The 21,310-nt window shown below is 69.1% G+C and carries 17 protein-coding genes and 2 pseudogenes; 8 read left to right on the top strand and 11 right to left on the bottom strand.

The features are described 5' to 3' along the window. The first annotated feature begins 106 nt into the window (after positions 1–106). Entirely contained in the window at positions 107–3,916 is a 3,810-nt protein-coding gene (locus J2N69_RS35690; protein WP_230904435.1) for an nSTAND1 domain-containing NTPase, read from the top strand. A gap of 503 nt (positions 3,917–4,419) precedes the next feature. Here J2N69_RS35690 and J2N69_RS35680 read toward each other — a convergent pair. From J2N69_RS35680 to J2N69_RS35670, 3 genes are all read right to left on the bottom strand, one after another. Then, the gene (locus J2N69_RS35680; RefSeq protein ID WP_230904433.1) at positions 4,420–4,755 is read right to left on the bottom strand and encodes an NIPSNAP family protein; all 336 of its coding nucleotides are present in this window, start codon (positions 4,753–4,755) and stop codon (positions 4,420–4,422) included. 9 nt (positions 4,756–4,764) lie between these two features. Further along, positions 4,765–4,905 (bottom strand): hypothetical protein, encoded by a 141-nt coding sequence (locus J2N69_RS35675; RefSeq protein WP_230904432.1) that lies wholly within the window; start codon positions 4,903–4,905, stop codon positions 4,765–4,767. A 108-nt stretch (positions 4,906–5,013) separates the two neighbouring features. Further along, a complete protein-coding gene (locus J2N69_RS35670; protein ID WP_230904431.1) occupies positions 5,014–5,655 on the bottom strand; it encodes a LysE family translocator in 642 nt (213 codons plus the stop codon). Between the two features lie 131 nt (positions 5,656–5,786). Here J2N69_RS35670 and J2N69_RS35665 point away from each other — a divergent pair, with 131 nt between their 5' ends. Together J2N69_RS35665 and J2N69_RS35660 are read left to right on the top strand one after the other, a co-directional pair. Further along, positions 5,787–6,347 (top strand): CGNR zinc finger domain-containing protein, encoded by a 561-nt coding sequence (locus tag J2N69_RS35665; RefSeq protein WP_230904430.1) that lies wholly within the window; start codon positions 5,787–5,789, stop codon positions 6,345–6,347. A gap of 401 nt (positions 6,348–6,748) precedes the next feature. Continuing rightward, positions 6,749–6,961 (top strand): hypothetical protein, encoded by a 213-nt coding sequence (locus J2N69_RS35660; protein ID WP_230904429.1) that lies wholly within the window; start codon positions 6,749–6,751, stop codon positions 6,959–6,961. Positions 6,962–7,680: 719 nt separating this feature from the next. Here the strand turns inward: J2N69_RS35660 and J2N69_RS36795 are convergent. From J2N69_RS36795 to J2N69_RS35650, 3 genes and pseudogenes are all read right to left on the bottom strand, one after another. Beyond that, positions 7,681–7,962: pseudogene (locus J2N69_RS36795) on the bottom strand (IS5/IS1182 family transposase); the annotation flags it as partial. Between the two features lie 73 nt (positions 7,963–8,035). Further along, the gene (locus tag J2N69_RS35655) at positions 8,036–8,323 is read right to left on the bottom strand and encodes a hypothetical protein (protein ID WP_230904428.1); all 288 of its coding nucleotides are present in this window, start codon (positions 8,321–8,323) and stop codon (positions 8,036–8,038) included. A 409-nt stretch (positions 8,324–8,732) separates the two neighbouring features. Further along, positions 8,733–9,419: an HNH endonuclease family protein gene (locus tag J2N69_RS35650; protein ID WP_408056861.1), complete on the bottom strand. Its 687-nt coding sequence runs from the start codon at positions 9,417–9,419 to the stop codon at positions 8,733–8,735. Positions 9,420–9,749: 330 nt separating this feature from the next. Between J2N69_RS35650 and J2N69_RS35645 the strand changes: the two genes are divergently transcribed. Continuing rightward, positions 9,750–9,902 (top strand): hypothetical protein, encoded by a 153-nt coding sequence (locus tag J2N69_RS35645; RefSeq protein WP_230904426.1) that lies wholly within the window; start codon positions 9,750–9,752, stop codon positions 9,900–9,902. Between the two features lie 286 nt (positions 9,903–10,188). On the opposite strand, the gene J2N69_RS35640 is transcribed toward J2N69_RS35645, so the two are convergent. Further along, positions 10,189–11,457: a serine hydrolase domain-containing protein gene (locus J2N69_RS35640; protein ID WP_230904425.1), complete on the bottom strand. Its 1,269-nt coding sequence runs from the start codon at positions 11,455–11,457 to the stop codon at positions 10,189–10,191. Between the two features lie 297 nt (positions 11,458–11,754). Here J2N69_RS35640 and J2N69_RS35635 point away from each other — a divergent pair, with 297 nt between their 5' ends. Continuing rightward, the gene (locus tag J2N69_RS35635) at positions 11,755–12,066 is read left to right on the top strand and encodes a hypothetical protein (RefSeq protein WP_230904424.1); all 312 of its coding nucleotides are present in this window, start codon (positions 11,755–11,757) and stop codon (positions 12,064–12,066) included. Here the strand turns inward: J2N69_RS35635 and J2N69_RS35630 are convergent. Then, entirely contained in the window at positions 12,063–12,833 is a 771-nt protein-coding gene (locus J2N69_RS35630) for a class I SAM-dependent methyltransferase (RefSeq protein WP_230904423.1), read from the bottom strand. The two genes, J2N69_RS35635 and J2N69_RS35630, sit on opposite strands and share 4 nt — an antisense overlap. Positions 12,834–13,438: 605 nt before the next feature. Between J2N69_RS35630 and J2N69_RS35625 the strand changes: the two genes are divergently transcribed. Further along, complete coding sequence (locus J2N69_RS35625; RefSeq protein ID WP_230904422.1) at positions 13,439–13,666, top strand: DUF5133 domain-containing protein; 228 nt, start codon at positions 13,439–13,441, stop codon at positions 13,664–13,666. Here J2N69_RS35625 and J2N69_RS36790 read toward each other — a convergent pair whose 3' ends face one another. From J2N69_RS36790 to J2N69_RS36785, 3 genes and pseudogenes are all read right to left on the bottom strand, one after another. Next, on the bottom strand, positions 13,667–13,771 hold the full coding sequence (locus tag J2N69_RS36790; RefSeq protein WP_408056860.1) for a hypothetical protein: 105 nt from the start codon (positions 13,769–13,771) through the stop codon (positions 13,667–13,669). 282 nt (positions 13,772–14,053) lie between these two features. After that, positions 14,054–15,184: a twin-arginine translocation signal domain-containing protein gene (locus J2N69_RS35620; RefSeq protein WP_230904421.1), complete on the bottom strand. Its 1,131-nt coding sequence runs from the start codon at positions 15,182–15,184 to the stop codon at positions 14,054–14,056. A gap of 395 nt (positions 15,185–15,579) precedes the next feature. Then, positions 15,580–15,714 (bottom strand): annotated as a pseudogene (locus J2N69_RS36785) (IS5/IS1182 family transposase); the annotation flags it as partial. Between the two features lie 382 nt (positions 15,715–16,096). Here J2N69_RS36785 and J2N69_RS35610 point away from each other — a divergent pair. After that, entirely contained in the window at positions 16,097–20,707 is a 4,611-nt protein-coding gene (locus tag J2N69_RS35610; RefSeq protein ID WP_230904420.1) for an RICIN domain-containing protein, read from the top strand. 7 nt (positions 20,708–20,714) lie between these two features. After that, on the top strand, positions 20,715–21,161 hold the full coding sequence (locus J2N69_RS35605) for a hypothetical protein (protein WP_230904419.1): 447 nt from the start codon (positions 20,715–20,717) through the stop codon (positions 21,159–21,161). Positions 21,162–21,310 lie beyond the last annotated feature (149 nt).

Genomic DNA, 21,310 nt, shown 5'->3' with positions numbered 1-21,310 from the left:
ACAAAAACTTTCGCGGTGGCGCCGTGGGGCGGAGGGGCTCGCAGGCGGCCCTCAGTGGTGGGACGGTCCGCGCCAAGGCGGGGGATGATCAACGGGGGAGGCTGGGGTGGGGCGTCGCGAGAATCCGGTGGACCCGGGTCAGGGGCCGGTGGAGCAGTTCGCGTACGCGTTGCGCAAGGTGCGCCAGGAAGCGGGCGCTCCGACCTATCGGGCGATGGCGCGGAAGGCCGGGTACTCCGTGACGGCGCTGTCGAGGGCCGCCGCGGGAGAGAAGCTGCCGTCCCTGGCCGTGGCACTGGCGTACGTGGAGGCCTGCGGAGGAGACCGGGCGGAGTGGGAAGAGCGCTGGCGCGAGGCACAACAGGAGGTGGACGCCCGCGCTCGCGTCCTGCAGGAGGAGACGGCCGAAGCGCCGTATCGCGGGCTGGTGCGCTTCGAGGCGGGCGACCGGGACCTGTTCTTCGGCCGCGCCCGCCTGACCGACGACCTCGTTCGCCTGGCCCATGCCCACCGTGTGACGGCCGTGTTCGGCCCCTCCGGCAGCGGCAAGTCCTCTCTGCTGCGCGCCGGGCTGATTCCGTGTCTGCGGGAGGCCGAGGACGCCGCGCTGCGCCCGGCGGCGATTCGCATCCTCACCCCCGGGACCCGGCCGGCGCGGGACCACACCAGGCTCTTCACCCCGGCAGCGCCGACAGGTGACACCTGGCTGGTCGTGGACCAGTTCGAGGAGACGTTCACCCTCTGTCATGACCCGGCAGAGCGGCGGAAGTTCCTCGACCTGCTGCTGTCCGCCCGGGCCGCCGGCAGTCGGCTGCGGGTGGTCCTGGGGGTGCGGGCCGATTTCTACGCCCGCTGCCTGGAGCACGAAGGCCTGGCCGCGGTCATCCGGGAGGCGAGCCTGCCCGTCGGCCCGATGACGCCGTCCGAACTGCGCGAAGCGATCGTCAAACCCGCCGCCGCGGCGGGGCTGATCGTGGAGCGCTCCCTGACCGATCGCCTCATCGAAGAGGTGGGCGAAGAGCCGGGCGGGCTGCCGCTCCTGTCCCACGCCCTCCTCGAAACCTGGCGCCGCCGCCGGGGCCGCACCCTGACCCTCCAGGCATACGAAGCGGTCGGCGGCATCCACGGCGCCATCGCCCAGACAGCCGAGGCGTTCTACGCCGGGCTCACCGAGCCCCAGACCGAGACCGCCCGCCGCATCCTGCTGCGCCTGATCACCCCGGGCGACGGCACCCCTGACACCCGTCGCCCCGTCGACCGGACCGAGCTGGACAGCACCGGCCCCGCGGGCAGTGAGGTGTCCGTGCTGCTCCACACGCTGGCCCGCGCCAGGCTGATCACCCTGGACGAGACCACTGTCGACCTCGCCCATGAGGCCCTGATCACCGCATGGCCCCGGCTGTACCGATGGATCGACGATGCCCGGGAGCGACTGCGCCGCCACCGGCGCCTCACCCAGGCCGCGCGCCATTGGCGGGATCGCGGGCGCGACAGCGGGTCCCTGCTGCGGGGTACGGAGCTCACCGAAACCGAGGAGTTCTTCCGCACCGCTGAACAGCAGGGCGAGCTGACGGCGTTGGAGCGGGAGTTCCTGCATGCCTGCACCGCGGCTCGGGCCCGCGCGCGGCGGCTGCGACACGCCGTGACCGGTGTGGTGCCGCTGCTGGTGTCGCTCGCGCTGGTGGCGGGTGCCGTCGCCTGGCAGCAGAGCCGGACCAGTGAGCAACGCCACCGGGAGGCGGTGGCCCGGCGGGTGGCCGCGGTGGCCGACAGCATGCGTGCCTCCGATCCGGTCACGGCGATGCGGCTGAGCGCGGCCGCATCAACGCTGAGCGGCACGATCGAGACCCGCGCGGCGCTGCTGGGCGCTCTGTCCCAGCGCGAACAGGACGTCTACGAGGTGCCGGGCGTGGAACCCATGGGCCGGACGTATCTGAGCGGGGACGGCCGCATCGCCGTCGTGGCGGGCGACCGTGTCGTACGGGCGTGGAGTGCCACCGAACACCGGCCGGCAGGACCGCCCCTCTCTCTCGACGACGAAACGGCGTTGGCTGTCAGCCCCGACGGCCACCGGTTGATCGCGACGTCGGGTGGCCGGGTCCGGCTGTGGAACCTGCGGACCGGGAAGCCCGTGGGCGCGCCCTTCGGCAGCGCCGAGGCGTTCTACTCTTTCGGGCCCGGTGGCCGCATGGTGCTCGGTGAGGGGGACACGGGCGGCATCACGCTCTGGGACACCGAACGTCGGCGGGTGACCTTCGAGCGGCGCGGGCCCGCCGTGACCTCGTGGGCCATCAGCCCGGACGACCGTCTGCTGGCCCTGTGCCCGGGCCGTCAGAGGCCCGTGCAGCTGTGGGACGTGGCCGCGCACCGGAAGCGGCCCGGCCCGTGGCCCCACGCACACCGACGAGCCGCGTGCGCGGAAGAGGCGTCGCTCCACTTCACCCCGGATGGCCGGGGCTTGATATCCCGGACAGCACATGGGCTGCGGGTGTGGGACATGGACAAGCAGCGGGAGCGGACCCGTATCCGGCACGAGGGGCTGCGGGAAGCGACCGTCAGCCCCGACGGCATGTTCGTCGCCGCCACCGACGGCAAGGAAATACTGCTGTGGCGGACGGAGGACCCCAAGAGGCCGGTCTTCCGTGTCCCGCTCACCAATGAGTCGGCCACCGAGCTGAGGTTCGACGTCCGCGCGGGAGTGATCCGCTACCTCAGCGAGCTGGGCCGCACCGATATCGCGGTGCGGACACTGTCCTACGGTGCCGCGCTGTCCGGGGGTTGGCACAAGATGCCCGCGGCCCAGGGCGGTTTCAGCGGGAACGGCGGGGTGTTGGCCCTTGAGCGGCGCGACAAGGACATCGCGCGGCTCGAGGTGCGGCGCGTCCCGGGCGGAAAGCTGATCTCCCGTACCCCTGCTGTTCAGTGTAAGGAAAGGCCCCTCTTCAGCGGCGACACGTGTCACGTCGCGCTCACCCTCAGCCCTGACGGCAGCGCCCTCGCCTCCGCGAGGATCACGCTCGACGCCACCGGCACACCCGGCGCGTCCGGGCCCGTCACGCTGTGGGACGTGCACAAGGCTTCCCGGTCCCGCTCGCTCGCCATGCCCTCTTCCTCCCGGGAGGATGCCCCGGTGGCGGGCCTCGCGTTCACCCCCGGCGGACGCTCCTTGCTGATCCGCCGGTGGGACGGCAAACCCACGGAGGCCTGGGACGTCTCACACGCTGTGCGGGCGAAGCAGACAGCCGCCGACCGCCTGGCCGCCAACTCCCGGAAGTCGCGGGGTCCCTGGAGTACGCGGGCGACCTGGGGATCGTCGGTCCGCAGTCCCCTGGCGGTACGCCCCGACGGGCGGCTCCTCGCAGCGCCGGGCCAGAACTCCGTCCTCCCCTCCGGCCGGACCGCGCCCAACGGGCTCCCCGCGGAAGAGACCACCGCGCTTGCCTTCAACCCGGATGGCAGGCACCTGGCGGCGGGCGCGGACAGCGGACGGGTCGTGCTCTGGGACGGCGCGGTGAAGCAGACCTTCGGAGCACTCGCGGGAACATACGACGCCGCCCGCGCACGGCCGGGCCCCGTTGACGCCGAGGCGGTCACGGCACTGGCCTACTCCCCCGACGGGACGACCCTGGCCGTCGGGGGCGAGCACGGCACGCTGCAACTCTGGGACGCCGCCTCCCGCCGACCGCTGGGAACCCCCCTGCCGACGCCGGGCGACGGCGTGCTCGCCCTCGCCTTCTCCCCGGACGGCCGCACGCTCCACACCGCCGGCCGGCACAGCGCCGTTCGCTCCGTCGCGGTGGACACCGAGCGGGTGATCACCTCCGTCTGCGCACGCGCCCACGGAGGTCTGTCCCGGGCCGACTGGCGGAAGTACATCCCTGAGATGCCCTATCGGGACGTCTGTGCGGGCCGTTGAAGCAGCGGTCGTCGTGGACGTGCTTGGCCGGTCGGATCTCATGGGTCCGCGCGAGCAAGCTTCCGCCGGCGTGCAGGATTCGGCGGCCGGCACGCACCTCATCGGTCAAGTGGTGAGGTCAGGCGTTTACATGGCCGGGGGCGGTAGCCCGCCGGGGTGCGGCATGATGTGCCGGCTGGTGTCCAGAGGTCGCCTGGAGACGGCGCAGCCACATGGATGTGGCTGCGAGCAGGCCGGCGAAGACCGCCAGGAAGAGCAGGGAGACCCACATCTGGCGGCTCCCGGGCTGAGTCCGCCCTGTCCAGAGGGAAGTGGCCGCCCACAGCAGGACGCCTCCCGTGTAAAAGACGCGAGTCCGGCGCAGCTGGCGTACGGCCCGCAGGGACATGAGGTGTTCAGTCTTCGGTGCCATGCCAGCCCCTGTACCCGCATTCCCACTCCTTACCGGGCACCCGGCAGAAAGATTAAGAGGACTCTCCGAGCCTTGAAGAGCCGGGCAGGCATCACGGTGCGGTGGAGGCCTGTGACGGGGAGCCGGGGAGCAGTGGACGCATGAACGTGCGCTCGTAGCGCAGTACGCAACCGCTCTCGTCTCTGATGGTGTCCGCCTCGATGAAGTCGGGGTCCTTGCCGAACAGGGCCCGGTATTCCTCGTACGCGGCGAGGCTGGGAAAGCTGAAGAGGGCGAGCGCCTTGTCACTGGCGCCTTCCGCGGGCAGGAAGTAGCCGTGGTGTTTGCCGCCGTGGCGGTCGACCAGTTTCATCCAGCGGCGCCCGAAGCGCTCGAACGCCTCGATCTCTGCTGGATCGATTACGTACTGGACCACGCAAGTAATCATCCTTCGAGGCTAGCGCTGGGACAGGCCCCGTGTCCGGTAGGTGCTGCGGCGGCGGCCGGTGCCGGGGGCCTCTCCTTTCTCGATGGCGCGGTGGCGGGCGTAGCTGTCGGCGTCGGCGATGTGGTCCGGCGCTGCCCAATTCAGTGGCAAGGGGTGGAAGCGCTGTACCTCGTACAGCCCGGTGTGATCGTGTGCGGGGGGTGTGGTGGAGCGTGGAGCGGTTGGGCGGTGTCGCTGGTCACCGACCTGGTGTCAGGCTCACGCCGCTACGGCCGCGGTCAGCGCGTCCTGCAGTAGAAATGCCGCCAGCGTGGCGAAGGTGACTCCGGCGACGACGTTCACCGTCACGGCCGTACGGTGGCCCCGCGCCAGTCCCTGGCCCAGCCGGCCGGCGCACAGGCCGATCGCGCTGTCCCAGAGGAAACCCGTCACCAGGAAGATCAGGCCGAGCGCCAGCAGCTGAAGCCACAGCGGGCCGTGCCCGGGGCTGGTGAACCGCGGCAGGAACGCCGCGAAGAACAGCACGGTCTTGGGGTTCAACAGATTGGTGAGGGCGGCCTGGCGCAGGACCTGACGCTCGGGCGGCGCCTCGGGAGCCTTCGTCGGCGGCTTCCTGGCCGAGCGGATCGTGGACACCGCGAGCCATCCCAGGTAGAGGCCGCCGACCAGTTCCACCCCGATGAGCGCGGCGGGCGTCGAGCGCAGCAGGACGGCCAGGCCGAGCGCGGCGGCCGTCACGTGCACGACCATGCCCAGCGCCATTCCGGTGGCGGAGACCAGACCGGCCCGCGGGCCCCGTTCCAGTGCCACGGCCATGATGTACGCGGCGTCAGGCCCTGGCGCGACGGTGATGATGGCGACCGCCGCCAGATAGGCCGGCAGCAAGGTGAGGTCCAGCATGACATCCTCCCGCGCCCGGATGAGGTGATACCCAACAAGTGAGTAACGCTTAAATACCCATCATTGCGTTACACGTCCGGCGTGGCCGCGAGCAACGCATAAGAGGTCGACAACGCGTTACGCTGCGATGTATGGCGGAACGCATGACGGTCACCTTCACGGAAATCTCCCTCCAGGCACTGACGGACCTCGTCAACGGCTGGGGCACGCTGCCACGTGAGGGAGACGGCCGGGGGGATGCTCCGCACCGGCCCGTCTCCGACATCGCGCCGCACCTCGGCCTGCCCGCGCGAGTGAGCGCCGGGCTGGCCCCGGAGGCGCTCGCCCATGCGGCGGACCGCCTGCACCCGGTCTTCTCCGCCCCGGACGCCGAGGCGTGCGCCAGGCACCTGACGCGTCTGCTGGCGGACAGCGGCGTCCGCCCTGTCGTGGGGGCCGAGCACGACGGCGCACTGAGGGCCGCATGGAGCGTCGACGACGCCGATCAGGCCCTGGTCGCGACAGCCGCGATCGCCCTACGCCAGTACCTCGCCGCCCACGGCTTCGCCCGCATCGGCGTCTGCACGGCCGGTAACTGCGCCGACGTCTACCTCGACCAGTCGCCCGGCGGTCGGCGCCGGTTCTGCTCGGTGACCTGCCAGAACCGCACCCGCGTCGCGGCCTTCCGCAGCCGCAGGGCGGGCGCCGGCTGAGTCTCAGGATGGGCACCCACGGGGTTCACGCTGTCGCGGTGACGGGCCCCTGTGGTGGGCGGTGCGGCTGTACTGAGGAGGAGCGGGACGCATTGACGTACGCGCAGGTACAGGCCGCCCCGGGGCACTGCTGCGACGAGACCGGGGCTGCGGTCCTTACTCCTGCAGCGTTCAGCTCACTCAGCGGCTGTGCCTAACAGGCGATCTGTGACTTTCCGCAATGAACAATGGCCAAGTGCGGTTGTCGATCACAGCGCCACGAAGTGTCGACGGAAGTGACACAATCAGGCGCTCCATCCTCGGCTGTCGGAGCCGCCTGTCTCACGGCTGCGACCGTCGGCGGCCGCCTCGCTCCCGGCCTGGTGACGTTCGGAAGCCGGGTGGTCTGCAGTGTTGTCCTGGTGCTGCTGAGACGCCGGAGCAAGACCTGTCAGGGCGTCACGGCGAAGGCGCCCGACGAGCGCTTCGCCCGGATCGGGGCGTGGGCGTGGGCGTGGGCCGGCACGGGCATCGTGCTTGCCGTGGGGAATCTCAGCGCCTTCACCGGTGAACTGGCATCCTGCCTGCACCTGTCCTATGAATGGCTGCCACGGGCCCACGCCGACCATTCCTAGGAGGAGAGGAGCTGACTCCCGGGGATTGCACACCGGGACACCGCCGAGCTGATCGACGGGTCCACGATGGCGCCGGCTAGGGCGGGCTCACGGGACCGGCACCGGAGCCGGGGCAGGCACCGCTCGACCGACTGACGGGCGGTCCACGAATCCTGCACGATTTCGCCTGGACAGCCACTGCGTTGAGCTTGTGCTTTACCCACCGGGCCGTGAGTGCCTGAGCCGCGCGGCGACCTTCGCGCCGACGCCATGGCCGACCTTGCTCGGACCGCTCACACCAGCGGATCATGGTCAGATGAGACCCGAAGTCCAAGCTTTCGTAGCCGGCGGCCCGCTACCCGACTGGGACACCGATGAGGGCGGGATCGAACGACGCGTACAGGAACTCGCAGCCATCTCCGAGCCCGTCACGGCTGACGAAGCGCAGGCCCTGGCAAGATGCTTTGGCCCGGATGACTGCTATGGCGTTGCCTGGACACTGCTGCACCTCATAGAGACCGGTCCCGGCCCGCTACCTGCAGTACAGCCGCCTGGTCCGGACGCCGACGCATGGCACCACACACTCTGGAACCGGTGGGGAAACCCAGAGGCACCCGACGACGGCTCGGCGAGGTGAAGTGCAGGCCCGCACACCGCTCCGACGTGCGGTGCCGCGCGGCGATATCCGCAGAGTGTTGTGGAAGGTCGTGATCACACGGCCTAAGTGGTCCGGTGGCCTCTTCGGCGTTGTCCTCCTCCGACCGCGCCGAAGCGGCCGTCCGGCCCTTCTGCGGTGCGGGACGAGCAATGCGATGCCCAGGTAGGCGCCGTCGGCGATGACCGTCCTCGCGGCTGCCGCGCCCGGCAGATCCGCGACTTTCGCCATATGTGGGTGTCGGCCTTGTCCCCCGGCGCTCGGCAGGGCAGCCGGTCCGCGTCGGCGACCGGCCGCGGGACCCCGCCTCCAGCGCCAGCAGCGGTCCAAGGCGCGGGATGACCCGGCAGGCCGTAACCGGCTCCACCAAGTCAGCCCTCAACACCACGCCCGTACACGTACACGGCAAAGGCCCGACACCGCGCCTCCCGCAACACCCTCTAGTTGGGTTCCCAATTGCCGTCGGTGGTCAGGACCGCTGAGGTGGAGGACACCTGGAAGCCGTCCGGGGCGGACTGGATGCAGCCACCGGAGCACTGCAAAGTGACGGTGCCGGGCTCCGGGAGAGAGGACACCTGGAAGCCGTCCGAGGCGGACTGGGCGCAGCCACCGGAGCACCGGGGAGTGAGTTCGGTCGCCTGGGCGGTGGCCGCCGGGCCGATGAGGAGTACCGTAGCCACGCCGCCCACGGTCAGCAGGCCTGCGGCCCAGCGAGGGGTCCAGTTCATGTCTTTTCCCTTCTGATCATTCCGGATGGAACTCTGCGCGGCGAGCCGCACGCGATCAATCCTTAGACCTCTACGTACGACCACGATGGCGGATCTCAGTGACGGTGACGTCTTCATCTCGTCGTCATACCGCCACAAGCTGCGGTCGTGGAGCGCGACGGTCGAGGTGTCGACTTCCGCCCCTCGGAACGCTCCGCTACTCGCCCGAGACCTCGTGCAGGGCGACCGCGATCCTGTCCTTCGCCGCGGCAACAAGCGGAACCCTGCGCCAAGTCTCCTCGGGTCAGACAGCCCCGGTGGCGGCCGTGCCAAAGACACTGTCGAACAGGCGGGCGCAATGGGTGCTGACGAGGTGGTAGGCACCGCCTGTGCGGTTGCGATGGGAGGGCTGGGGGGGCTTCCGAATGCCTCAAACAGGCCGGTGTGAGCCGGCGGGTTCGTACTCCACCGTCTCCTGCCCGCATCCGGCGGCCAGATCCCGCAGCGCCTGCCGTTCGGCCTTGTCGGCAGCCAAGCCCCAGCGGAGCTTTGTCGCCACCCAGTGGGTGGTGTGGGTACAGCGGGCATCGGCGAGCAGCGGCTGCCATTCGGCCGGGTCCCGGTCGGCCTTCGAGCGGTTGCTGCGCGCGGTCACGGCGACCAGTGACCGGTCGTCGCCGAGGTCGTTGGCGTAGGCTGTGCGGCGCTCCGCGCTCCACGTGCCGGCGCCGGAGTCCCAGGCCTCGGCGAGCGGCACCATGTGGGCGACGTCCAAGTCGCGGGAGTGTGTGAGAGTCTCGCCGTCGTAGTAGGAGAACCACTGCCCTGCGGTGACCTTGCAGCCCGCTGCTACGGCCGCCGGGGTACGGGACTCGGCGATGAGGACCTCCTCGCGGGTGTCACACCCATCGCGGTCCTCGTCGGTCCAGAGGTGGAACCGGGAGCGCGCGTACCCCTCCCGCGACTCCGCCGCCGTCGGCAGGGCGGCAACCGCCTGCTTCAACGTCATGGGGAGCGCGACCGGGTCGGCGTCGGCGGCCGAAGTCGGAGACGACGTTGTGAGGGGCAGAGTGAGCAAGGCTGCGGCCAGGGCCGCACGCATACAGGTAGTGATCACAACCTGGTCATACCGGGGCCCGCCGACCGCCGGGAGCGGTTCGGGTGGACTGCCACCCGTACGAGCGCAAAGGTCGTACCGGCTGTGTCAGGACAATGCCGGATACGACCGGCTCGCCGATGGCACGGCGGACGGGAACAAACGCTCCTCCCATGCGGCGATATCGGAACCGACCAGCGAAAGCCAGGAGTTGGAGCGGCTTCCCCTCCCGGGCCATACATAAGCCCTGGCAGATCATCGCCCAGATCGACCACGTCCTTACGGCGACGGGACAAGGACGCGGTGTCCAGGATTCCGGGGAGGCGTTGTGGGACTGTCCCTGTTGGAGCCGTGCTGGGCGCCGCCCACACCGTTGAGCTGCCCTTCGTCTTCGGCGTGACCGGTCTGCCCGAGTTGTACGGCGAGGGCGTCCTCGGCCCCGTACCGGCACCGGCCGAGGCGGCCGCAATGGCCGCGCTGTCCGAGCACGTGCGCGGGGTCTGACTCCGGTTCGCCAGGACGGGCGCCCCGGGCTGGGAGGCGTACGACGGGGAAGGCGGGACGGTCATGCGCGTCGGCGGCGACCGAAACGTAAGCCAGGCCCATAGGCCCGCGAGCGTACGGCGACTTTGCCGATCCCCCCTCGCGTAGGCCCGACACTCACTGGTAGAACCGGGTGAAGCCCCGGAGGATTTCCAGACCCTCGGTCCGGAATTCCAGGTGAGCCTGCCGATTCTCCCCAGCCGTGATGCGCGACTGGAGTGACGCCGCCGAGGAGTGAAGCCGCCGCTCAGGAGGAAGGGCAGAAGATGCTCTCCACGGCGTTGCCGATATCGAGCTGTACAGCGCCGGGCTTGACGCTCAGGGTGAACGACAACGCGAGCTGGCGACGGCCGTCCGCCGAGTAGAAGGTCATGGCTACGGAGCCAGGGGCCAACCCGCCCGTGATGGAGAAGTCATCGCTGCAACTGCTATTGCTGTTGCTGTTGCTGTTGCCTCGGAGGTGTGCCGCGGCGGTCGGCCGGTCGGTCAGGATGCGCTGGAGTTCCGGCGGCAGCAGCTTGCCCTGAGAGAGGGCCCGGTTGAAGGCGCTCACGTCGTGTGCGGTGGAGACCACTCCACCGGCCCCCGCCCCCGCGAGGCCGGCGTTGTACCGGTCCACGTCGCGCGGCCTGCCATCGGCGTCGGGGTAGTAGCCGTGGCCGTGCCGCCCCTTGACGCCGTCCGGCGGCTTGACCATCAAGTAGCTCCTGGTCATCCCGAGCGGCTCGAAGAGGCGCGTGCGCAGCTCGGAGGCCAGATCATGGCCGGTCACCCTCTCGATGATCATGCCGAGAAGGGTGTAGTTGGTGTTGGAGTAGGCCCACTTCTCGCCCGGCTCCCCGGTCCGGGGTCGATCGCGGCTCCACCGCACCAGGTCCAGCGGCCGGTAGGGGGTCGTAAAGTCGAACACGTCGAACGAAGGCTCCCCCTCGCTCCCGTCCGGGTTCGGCTTCTCCGCGTACCAGTCAGGAATCCCGGAAGTGTGCCGGATCATCTGCCGTACCGTGATCTGGTCGGCCCGCGTCACCAGATCCTTCTCCACCACCTCCGGCAGCAGCTCACCGAGCTTGTCGTCCACCCCCAACTCGCCTTCTTCGACCAGTTTCAGTAGCACGGTGGCCACCATCTGCTTGGTCTGGGACCAGATCCGGAAGCGGGCGTCCGCGGGTATCCTCCCGCCCTCGCCGCCCAACAGCCGGGATCCCGCACTGCCCAGCCCGAGGGACTTACCGTCGACGTAGGCCCCGCCCACGACCCCAACGACCCCGGGAATCCTGGCCAGTTCCTCCGTCGCCTTCTGCACGTTCCCACCACTCCGGGTCGGGGCGGCGTTGGCGGTAGCGGTGGCGGGCCCGGTGTGAACCATCATCAGCATGGCGACACCGGCCGCCAGCACGGCCTTCCCGAACCCCGGACGAGCGTTCACACATAACACGGCACATGCCCTCTCATGAGCACCTTCCGAAACCAGAGAGCCCCACGCCCTCGGCCCGACCTCTGTGATCCGTGCCTCCATGGAAACAGGGGAGGGTCACGGTGATGTATGCGTTTCTCGATACGCCGGTACCGGATCAACCAGCCGACCGTATGTACGCCGCCTCAGGCATACCGCCCCGAATCCCGGGCACCAGCACCTCAGACAGCTCGGCTCCCCCCTTCCGAGCACGCCGGCCCCGCCCCCCCGGGTGGGGGGGCCGCCTGTCCTCCCCCCGCCGCCGAGAACGCATGGGCGACGCACCGTGTGCTGCCTCACAGACAGGGACCGCGGTGTGACGTGAGGCAGACGGGCACCGTCTGGGAGGACATGAACGACATGACTGACGAAGACATCGTCCGTGCGGTACGCGGCATCGCCGCCATGGAGTCTTCCCGCAACGTGCTGGCCGATCGCGTCACAGCACTTCGCACCGCCACGGCCGCCGACGACCTGGCCGAACGTGACCGCTGCGGCAATGCCATGGCCGATGCCGACACCCGGATCCTGCTCGAGTCCATCGAGGTACTCGACCGACTCGGAATGACGGCCGCGGCCATGGCCTGCACTCACGTTGCCCAGGAAGAAGGCATCCTGCCACCCCCCACTGACCCCGCACGGCCGCCCTGCCCGGGCCGGGGTTGCCTCTAGGAGGGCGAGCGCTGGAGGCGCAGCGCGTGCTGGTCGTGACGGAGGACGTACTCGCCCTCGCGGTTGCGCAGGTGCTCTCGGACATACGCCTCGACGGCCTCCCGCCTGGGAGCAGGCGTACCGGGGATGCTGAGGTGGAAAGCGGCGGTGGCGACGGTCTCGTCCAAGTCGCTGCTGCGGTAGGAGGCGGGCACGGTGTCCAGTTCGATGCCGCTGATCAGGCCGGGTGGCAGCGCGGCCAGCTCATCCGCCAGTTCTCTCAGATCGAACCGGGCTCCGGTGAAGTGCCGCACCATGCGCATGCAGGCCTCATCGGGATTCTGCAACAGTACGAGCAGCAGACCGCCGGGCGCCAGCCACCGCATGATGCGTGACACCGTCGCCACCCATTGGGTGCGCGGAACGTAATACAGGACGTGGGAGAGCAAGGCCAGGTCGGCCCGCGCCTTGATCCTGGCCTCCATGACGGGTTCGCCCACCACCTCGGCCTGCGGGCACGCCCGTTGCAGAACACGCCGCATCGGCTCGCTGGGCTCGATACAGACAGTCCGTTCGAAGTACGGGGCGAGGTATCGCGTCGTCGTGCCGTCGGCGGACCCCACGTCCAGGAACACCTGCCGGGCGTGAAGCCGCCCCACCATGTCGCGCAGGTATGCGTGCGTATTGCTCTTCTCATCCGTCCCGGCGAGAAAACGTGTGAAAGCCTGCCGGTAGGCGTCCTCCTCCGTGCGCAGCGTTCCCGCTTCCACTGGCTTCTGCGGTTCCACGTCCGTGGTCCTTTCGCCACCTGTACCTGCAGCCGGTGCCGGTCTGGCACGGGGGCCGACGATTTTCGCTACGAAGGTGTCATGACCCGACCGCTCGCCGGATGAGCGGCACTCGCCGACGTGCAGCGGCATGGGGCGCACTGGGGCGAAAGCACACGGTACGGCGTACGCTCCCCCACCAGCCGCTCACGGCTCCCCAACGCGTCGGCCGCGCCCCGCACAGGGCCGGCCCGGCCTGGTTGTGGCCCGCAACCGCCCGGTTTCTGCCCCGGCCCAGTTCCTCACCCACCCACCCGCCCGACCGACTCAGAGTCCTGTGGTAAGCGCTGCCGAGGCCCTGAAAGCGGCAGCCACAGCGGCCGGGCAGGTCCGCGCTGCCCGGCTACTGCCGCCGGACAGCAGGGCAGCGCCAGGCGGTGCGGAGGATCTCGTCGCGGGCGCCGTAGTGCACGGTGCCTCTCCGGCCGCCCGAGCCGGAGGGCTGATGCACACCCCGTGCCCTGCCGCAGGCAGCATCTGTCCGGAAGAAGATGAGCATAGTGGTGCGGAACCGGGGCAGAGGATGGATGTAAGACCCAAGTGGATTCGGTGAAAGGGAGCTTCCGATGCTGATGGCGCACCCGGCAGTGCTGAAGGATCTGGTCGAGCAGTACGAGACACTGCGGGCCCTGCACGCCGAGAACGGCACCGCCGAGGCGCGGCAGCGCATGAACGACGTCGAATACACCCTGTGCGTGTCGACCGGTACGCGCGACATCGACGCGGCCCTCATCGCCGCGCGCCACCGGCTGCCTGGCGCTCGCGTGGAGGACGACTCGCTCCTCATCGCCTGATCATCTGGGGGCGATGTGCGGGCGGTGGGGCCGCTGAGGCACGTCCTGCGAGGTCCGCCCACTCGTGCCGAGCTGCCCGCACACACCACTGCCCCACGACCACACGGTGCCGTCCTCTACGGCCCGTGGAGATCTCTTCCTCCTCGGCCCGGTTCGGCCCGGTCACGGCCCCGGGCGACCGGCGGTCCCCGCTGCCCGCGTCGCCCAATTGGCCGGCGTCCTCCGCCCCTCACGTCATGACGTCGGGCTCCGAAGCGGCCTGTACTGCTCCTGCGGTCATCGGCCCGGCCAGCACGGTCAACCCCATAACACCGCCACCGCCACCCACCGCTCCCTGGGCGCGCCACGAGCGGGCAGGCGACTGGAGCTGACGCACCGAACAGTCCGTTACACGGCGGGGTGCGGCTTCTGCTTACCGAGGGGACAGGCGGACGCCGCCAGGGGAGCGAGAGTGGATGCCCCGGTCGGCGCTCCGAGCTGGTCCAGGATTTCGACGGAGAGCAGGTCCGCTTTGCCCTTGAAGGCGTCCGCGATCGCCGGATCGGTGGGGAAGACCGTCTCGGCCGAGACGTTGTCCTGAACGATCCGGGCGAGGTTGTCCAGAGCCACGAAGACGGGGTCGCGGGGAACCTCGGCCGTCGACAGGTCAATCAGGTGCGTGGCGACCTTCGCCGGGTTCATGCATCGCCTGATGATGATCGATGCCTGGTTCAGCTCCGACGTCGTCCAGATCGACAGCACGACGGTATACAGGTTCTCCCATGCCTTTTCTCCGACCAGGTCCCGCCACGAGCGCATGAGCCCTTCCACACCCGAGATCTGCGCGGCGGCCGCATACGTCATGTTCGTGCGGATACTGGGGTAGGTCTTGGACGAGAACTCCTGGAGCGAGGCCATGTCGAAGGTCCCGCTGCTGACGCAATCACGGATGATTTGGAGCGCTTCATCGAGGATCTGCCCGCAGGAAAACTCCAGTTGACGGGGCAGGTTGGCCTTTCCGAGCTGGCTGCGTGCGGTGGTGAGCGTGGCAGCGTAACTCTGGAGCGGGCCGCTCCAGCCGTCTGACCGAGGTCCCGCAAAGGCGACCATGTCCAGGTCATGGGGGTCGATGCGGCAGGCGTTGGGGAGGTGGGGCACCCTGTCGCTCAGATACGCGGCAAGGATCGAGAAAATGCCTTGGGGTACGTGGCTGATCGACTTCGCCAGCTCGAACAGCTCGGGCACCGGCCTGACGGACTGCTGGGGGTTTCCGTCACGGACAAGAGTGAATTTGCCACCGGTGGCGTCGTTTTGGACCACGATCACGGGACTCAGACGACGGATCATCTCGGACTTGAGTGCGGCATAACTCGCGCGCATCCCCGCGTTGACCTCTCGGATCGCGTCACGCGCCTTCACCTCGGTGTCTGTCCCAGCCCCATCTTCAGCCGTGGCGGCCAAGGCCGACGGGGGCACGCCGAACAACGCTGCCGCACCGGCCGCCGAAACTCCGTCGATGAATCCTCTGCGTGTGACCATTTCCTATCCTCTCACCCTGCGTCGCGCTGGAGGAGATGCGCGCGGCGGGCGCAGATCACTTCACGCCGCTTCGGCGACCAACGGCCAGCAGTCAGCTTCCCAGCAAGACCACCGGCGAGCGGCACGCCGCGCGTCGGTGTGCCGACATGTGTCTGTGAACGCTGCCATTCCTCGCCCGCATGACCAGCAGGGCAGCCGCCTACTGCTTGGCACTGCGCCCGCGTGGCCGGCGCGGTCGGCGAACCCGGGCCCCCAAAGACCGCCACGCCCTTCGGCGCGAACGCGCCAGTGCAGGGTCGGCTCACACCTTGGTGATCTGATCTCGGAGATACGTCAGCCACAGGCAGAAGAGGGCTACTCGCCTCTGCAGTGCGAGACATCGCAGCCGTGGAGACTTCCCAGCGGATGCGTAGGCGGCGGAAGCCGTGGAGCCAGGCGGTTGCGCGCTCGACGACGTAACGGAAGATGCCCGGACCGGTCCGCGTCGGCGCGGTCTGTCGGCCCGGCCCGCGACGACGGGAATCCTGTCGAGCAGCGGCTAGGGCCTGTATCGAAAGTCCCGCCTGCCTCGCTCGGCGCCGATCTTGGCTTTCAGTCGTTCTGGAACGAAGGCCGCCCACTTCTTCACAGGAAACGCATAAGTAACTCCCTTTCACCACACGCGAGTTGCACCCGCCAGACCCGTAAGTCCCGTCAGGCGCTTTCGAGCCGTACGGAACTGGACCCTTGTTCGCCGCTTGGCCCGGACCTACGGTGATCGCCGTGCTGACGGACCTCCACCATTCCGTCACGAAACTTTCACTCAGCGGCCGGGGTCAAGTGCCGCTGCGGGAGGGGCCCAGCGACGACCGACGCCGGGACCGCCTCACGGATGACTCCCGGCCGCGTTCCTCATGACGGGGGGACGCACTCATGCGTTCCAGGTCGCCAGGTTTCCTGTTACCGAGACCGGGAAAGTCCGGGTTCCTCGCCCGGACGGTCCTGCTCCTCACCACCGTGGCGGTGCTGCTCACGCTCGCCGTCCACCCGGATCTGCTGAACCGGCTCGCCGGAGCGGGTGCGGCCGCCGGCGACGACAGACCGTACGACTGGAGCCAGGACACCGCCGCCGAGCAACTGCGGCAGGACCAGTGTCTGATGACCGAAGTGCTGCGCCTCGGCGGGCCCGCCATGGCGGGCGTCGCGCAGAGCGGCCTCGATCAGGACCCCGACCGGCTGCACGCGCTGGCCAACCGGGAACACTGGGAGAACACCCCGCTCGCGACGGCGTACGCCACCGACCAGAAGGACTACGACAAGCAGGAAGAGGCCCTGTACGCCGACCGCGGGACGTGGCAGGAGCCCTTGGAAGGTCTCGCCACACCGGCGGGGTTCTCCGTGACCGGCTTCTACTGGCCGCCGGGAACCTCCGGGAACGACGGAGAGCCCTTCGACTCCCAGACCGGTCTGACGAAGTGGATCAGTGACCGGTTCTGGCAGGACGACGCCGACTTCTACGAGGACACCACCCCGTCGGCCGACAAGACGACCGTCAAGGCGGTCAAGGAGCTCGGCGCCCCGCTCTACAAGCAGGACCCGGATCCCGGCCTGCCGCGGGACGAGCGTGATCGCGCCTATGCCGAACAGGAGGCGTTCGAGCACCTGACCGACGGGGTGCTGGAGGAGCCGATGGGCGCGGACGACGCCCGTCTCTTCCTGGCCTCCGGAGGCTTTCCCCGGCTGGCGCCGGAGCCGGGCACAGCGGAGTTCCGCATCGCGGTCGAGGACATGAAGAGCCGGTTCGCCACGTGCGCGTGGCGCGACGCGATCGACCCGAGCCAGGTCCTCGGCGGGGTCTCGGACACCGCGACGCAGGAGTGGCAGCAGGAGATCGCCTCCCAGGCGGTCCAGCGCAACCAGATCCTGGACGCGAACAAGGACGCCACGAACGCGCTGACCGAGGGTGCCAAGACGCTCAGCAAGCTCATCGGCTACTCGTGGACGGCGGATCGCCTGGCCCGCTGGCAGGACTACTGGTCCCCCGGAGGAGTGGGAACGGTCGGCGACAAGCCGGCGGTCATCGAGGTGCACGCCGCACGGGGCAAGTGCCTCGACGTGCAGGGTTCCGGGAAGACCGACGGCACCCCGGTGCAGATCTACACCTGCAACGGCAGCGCGGCGCAGAAGTGGCTGGTCCACGGCGACGACAACGGGCTGCGCCTGGAGAACGCCAACTCCAGCAAGTGCCTCGACGTCGACAACAACACTGCGGCCAACGGCACGGTCATCCAGATCTGGACGTGCAAAAGCGGCCCGGCGCAGACGTGGGAGTACAACCTGAACGCCACCACGGCGCTGAAGAACGCCGGGACGGGCAAGTGCCTGAGTCTGCCCAAGTACGACAACGGTCACAACGCGCAGTTGGGCGCGTGCAACGGCTCCGGCCCGCAGCAGTTCGACATCAAGCCGTCCGGTTACGCGGGAGACGTGCCGCCGAAGGTCCAGTTCAACCAGGCCGCCGCGGGCATGGCGAAGACGCGTAGCAAGGCCAGGGTGAACCTTGAGTTCCTCAAGGCGCAGGCCGCCAAGGCGAAGAAGGCGGCAGCCAGTTCCGACACCGCCGAACAGGCGGCCTACCAGGTCGCGGACACAGCCGGCGCCCCGCGTGGCCGCGGTCTCCTCGTCGGGCAGCAGAAGGCCCAGGTCACCCACGGAGCGGCCGCCGCGCTCGACGCCATGGTCAAGGCCGGCGAGACCGCCGAAGCCGCCACCCGCGCCTCGGGCGGCGACAGCAAGACCATCGCACAGCGCGCGCTGGCCCAGACGGCGCAGACGAAGACGGAGTTCCGCAAGGAAGCGGCACATGTCGCGGAGTTGCAGGCCAAGGCCGCCCGGGACGCGGCGAAGGTCCACCGGGACAACGCCAAGGAGGACAGGGAGACCGCCGAGGCCAAGCTCGCCGAGACCGAGAAGGCCGAAGGGGAAGCGAAGGCCGCCGCGGCGGACGCGCACGCCAAGCGACTCGCCGCCGAGGCCGAGGAGAAGACGGCCAAGGCGGAGAAGGAGACCGCCGCCGCCAAGCAGGCCGAGGCCAAGGAGCACAAGACCAAGGCACAAGGCCACGCGGCCACGGCGAAGAAGGCCAAGGAGGACGCCGAAGGCGCCGAGGCCACCGCCCAGTCGAAGAGAGACGACGCCAAGAAGTCCAGCGACAAGGCGCGCGACCTGCGCGACGACGCGTGGGACGCCGAGCAGAAGGCCGACAGCGCCCGCGCCAAGGCGGACGCCAAACAGGCCCACGCCCGGTCACTGGACGCGGGAGACGCGGCAGACGACGCCCGCGCGGCGGCCGACAAGGCGGACAAGCACGCCACCGAGGCGGAGACCGCGGCGAAGAAGGCGCGCTCCGAGGCTGATGCCGCCACCCGTGCGGCGGCCGAGGCGGATGCCGCGGCCACCCGCTCCGAGGCCGCGGCCAACAGAGCCCGCGCGCACGCGGACGACGCGCAAGCGGCGAAGCTCAAAGCCGACGCGGCCGTCAAGAAGGCCACCAGCTCCGCCGCCGACGCCATCCAGGCGGCCAAGGACGCCGCCTACGAGGCCGACCAGGCCGTGAGGGAGGCCGACAAGGCCGAGCAGCTCGCCAAGACCGCCAAATCCCACGCGGACGAGGCGAGCAAACAGTCCGCCAAGGCCCGCGCCGCATCGGTGAAGGCCGCCGGGTACGCGCATGTCACCGCCGGGGCCGCCGTCGACGCCGGAAAAGCCGCCGTGCAGGTGGCCCAGCCGGCCAACGACGCGATCCAGATCGGCTCGCCCTACACCGACACCGACAGCGCCGCTTCCCTGGTGGTGCTGACGGGACAGGGCTCGAAGACGATCGCCGAACAGCAGCAGGCCGTCGCCGACGCCCACGCCAAGAACGCCGATGAGGAGGCCAAGGCCGCCAAGGCCATCGCCGACAAGGCGCAGGACGACACGAAGGCGGCCTACCAGCACGCCGCCAACGCCGCCGGCTACGCGGCCACCGCGCGCGGCTACGCCAAGGAAGCCCTCGGCCACTCGGCAGCCGCCGCCAAGGCAGCCACGAAGGCCGCGCAGTCCCTGGCCCGCACGGTCGAGTACGGCAAGCAGGCCACCGCGGACGCCGAGGCGGCCGACAAGGCGGCGGGCCGGGCCGAAGGCTATGCCAAGGACGCCCGCGATTCCGCCGACGAAGCCGCCCTCGACGCACAAGCGGCCAGGGACGCGGCAGACGCCGCCGAACAGGACGCCAAGGACGCCCGTGCCGCGGCCGACCGTGCCGACGAGGCGGCGACCGAGGCCGAGCAGTACGCCAAGGACGCGGAGAAGTACGCCCAAGAAGCGCAGGAAGCCTCGGACTCCGCACAGCGCAAGGAGGCCAACAAGCAGATCGAGACCGGAACGGTCCCGGATGAAGCTGGCGTATCCATCGGCGGCATGTTCTACGTCATCAACCGCGTAGAAAAAGTCGGCGACATGAAGGTCCTGAAGAAGACGGAGGGCTGCGACGGCTGGTGGGACCAGCTCTTCTACGACGGCGACTGCACGATCACCGGGAAAATCGGATACAAGGCCGACCTCGACCTGTTCCTCTGCACCGCCGAAGGCGTGGACGCGATGAAGTGGGGCTGCCCCGCCGATTCGACGGTGTATCTGGGAGAGCACTCGACCAAGGCACTGTCCACCGAGGTCACACACAACATCACGATCGCGGAGTACCAGAAGAGCGTCGACCCGATCGACATCCTCTTCGGGAGCTGGATCAGATGCGTCCAGAAGATCCTCCCCGGTGGTGAGAAGGGGAGCTTGGGCGGTTGCGCCTGGGCGGCCGTGGATGTCGCAACCTTGTTCGCGGGCAAGATTCTCCGGCCCATCGCCGACGCTGTCAGGTCGTTGGACGCCGCAGTCAGGACCGGCATCGGCATCACCGACGCCTTCAAGGCGCTGCGTACGGTCGGTCTGGCCGACGACGTCGTCGCCCGCATCGGGTACCGGGCACTGGACGAGTTTGCCAAGTTCTGCACCAAGAGGACGCCCCGTAGGCTCCTGACCGCACCGGCATCCGTGCCCGGTGCGGGATGCGGTGGCCTGATCCGCTACAACAGCGACGAGCTGAGCCGCATGGCCTACCACTACAGGACCGAGAACGGCTACTTCGGAGCGCAGCACAATGTCGCCGTCGCCAAGGTGCCGGGGTGGAACGACCCTAAGACCGGAGACCTCGTGGTCGCGAACAGCAAGTTTTCCGGTCACTCGGAGACAGAGATCCTGGACAAGCTGAAGGCAAAGGGATTCGACCCCAAGCAGATCACCGCTCTCTACACTGAGCGCTCACCCTGTGGGAGTTGCGCCTCCGAACTGGCCGCCGCTCTCAAAGAGGGCACACCGGTCACCTGGTCGGTCCCATACCTCCCCGGCATGGAGAGCGGCGCGAAGCAACTGCTGGCTGAATACGTCAAGCGAGCTGGCGGGGGGCGTTCGGCGCGCTCCCTGGCAGGCCAACAACAGGAAGGGAAGTGAATGACGTATGGCCGAGTACGAATTTGATCTGCCGTTGAAATCCTCACCGGAGATCCTCGCTGAACGCGACAAGCTGGCCGATGAGGCTTGCCGAGCACTGACCCAAGCCGGAATTCCCGTTCATCGGGTTGAACTTGGGGGTGGGCCTGAAGGCAGGCCTGGGGCGGAGGTTCACATGGAAGCCACCCCCGGCGGCCGAGTGGTGGTGGACTGGAACACGGGGGTAGAACTGACGACTGCTGCCGTAAAACTTCTGGAGGGCGCTCTTCTGGAGGGCGGAAGATTCGATCCTGCGAATCAGCCTTTCGCTCTTCGCCATCACTCAACCGTCCGCGTACATATGCGGGACGCCCTTCTTGGAATCCTCACTTCGGCGGGTTTCGACGTGGAAGTGGCAGACGAGGACGACTACGGGGCTCCGGTCCTTTTCGTGAACAGCTTCCGGCGGCCCTGATTAGGCCGCAAGGTCACCTCCTTGCTGAATGAACTGCCGGGTGTGCCCCACTGCTATTTGGCAGGGGGCACACCCCTTGTCCGGTGACGGCGAGAACGTCGGCGTCAGCCGTGTTCGGCCCGGCGCCGGTCGCGGTCGATGATCGGCCG

This window comes from Streptomyces huasconensis (genome assembly GCF_021028635.1).
In the GTDB taxonomy this organism is placed as follows: Bacteria; Actinomycetota; Actinomycetes; order Streptomycetales; family Streptomycetaceae; genus Streptomyces; species Streptomyces huasconensis.
The sequence above is the reverse complement of the archived record's forward strand: the minus strand, read 5'-3'. Positions and strand labels throughout refer to the sequence as shown.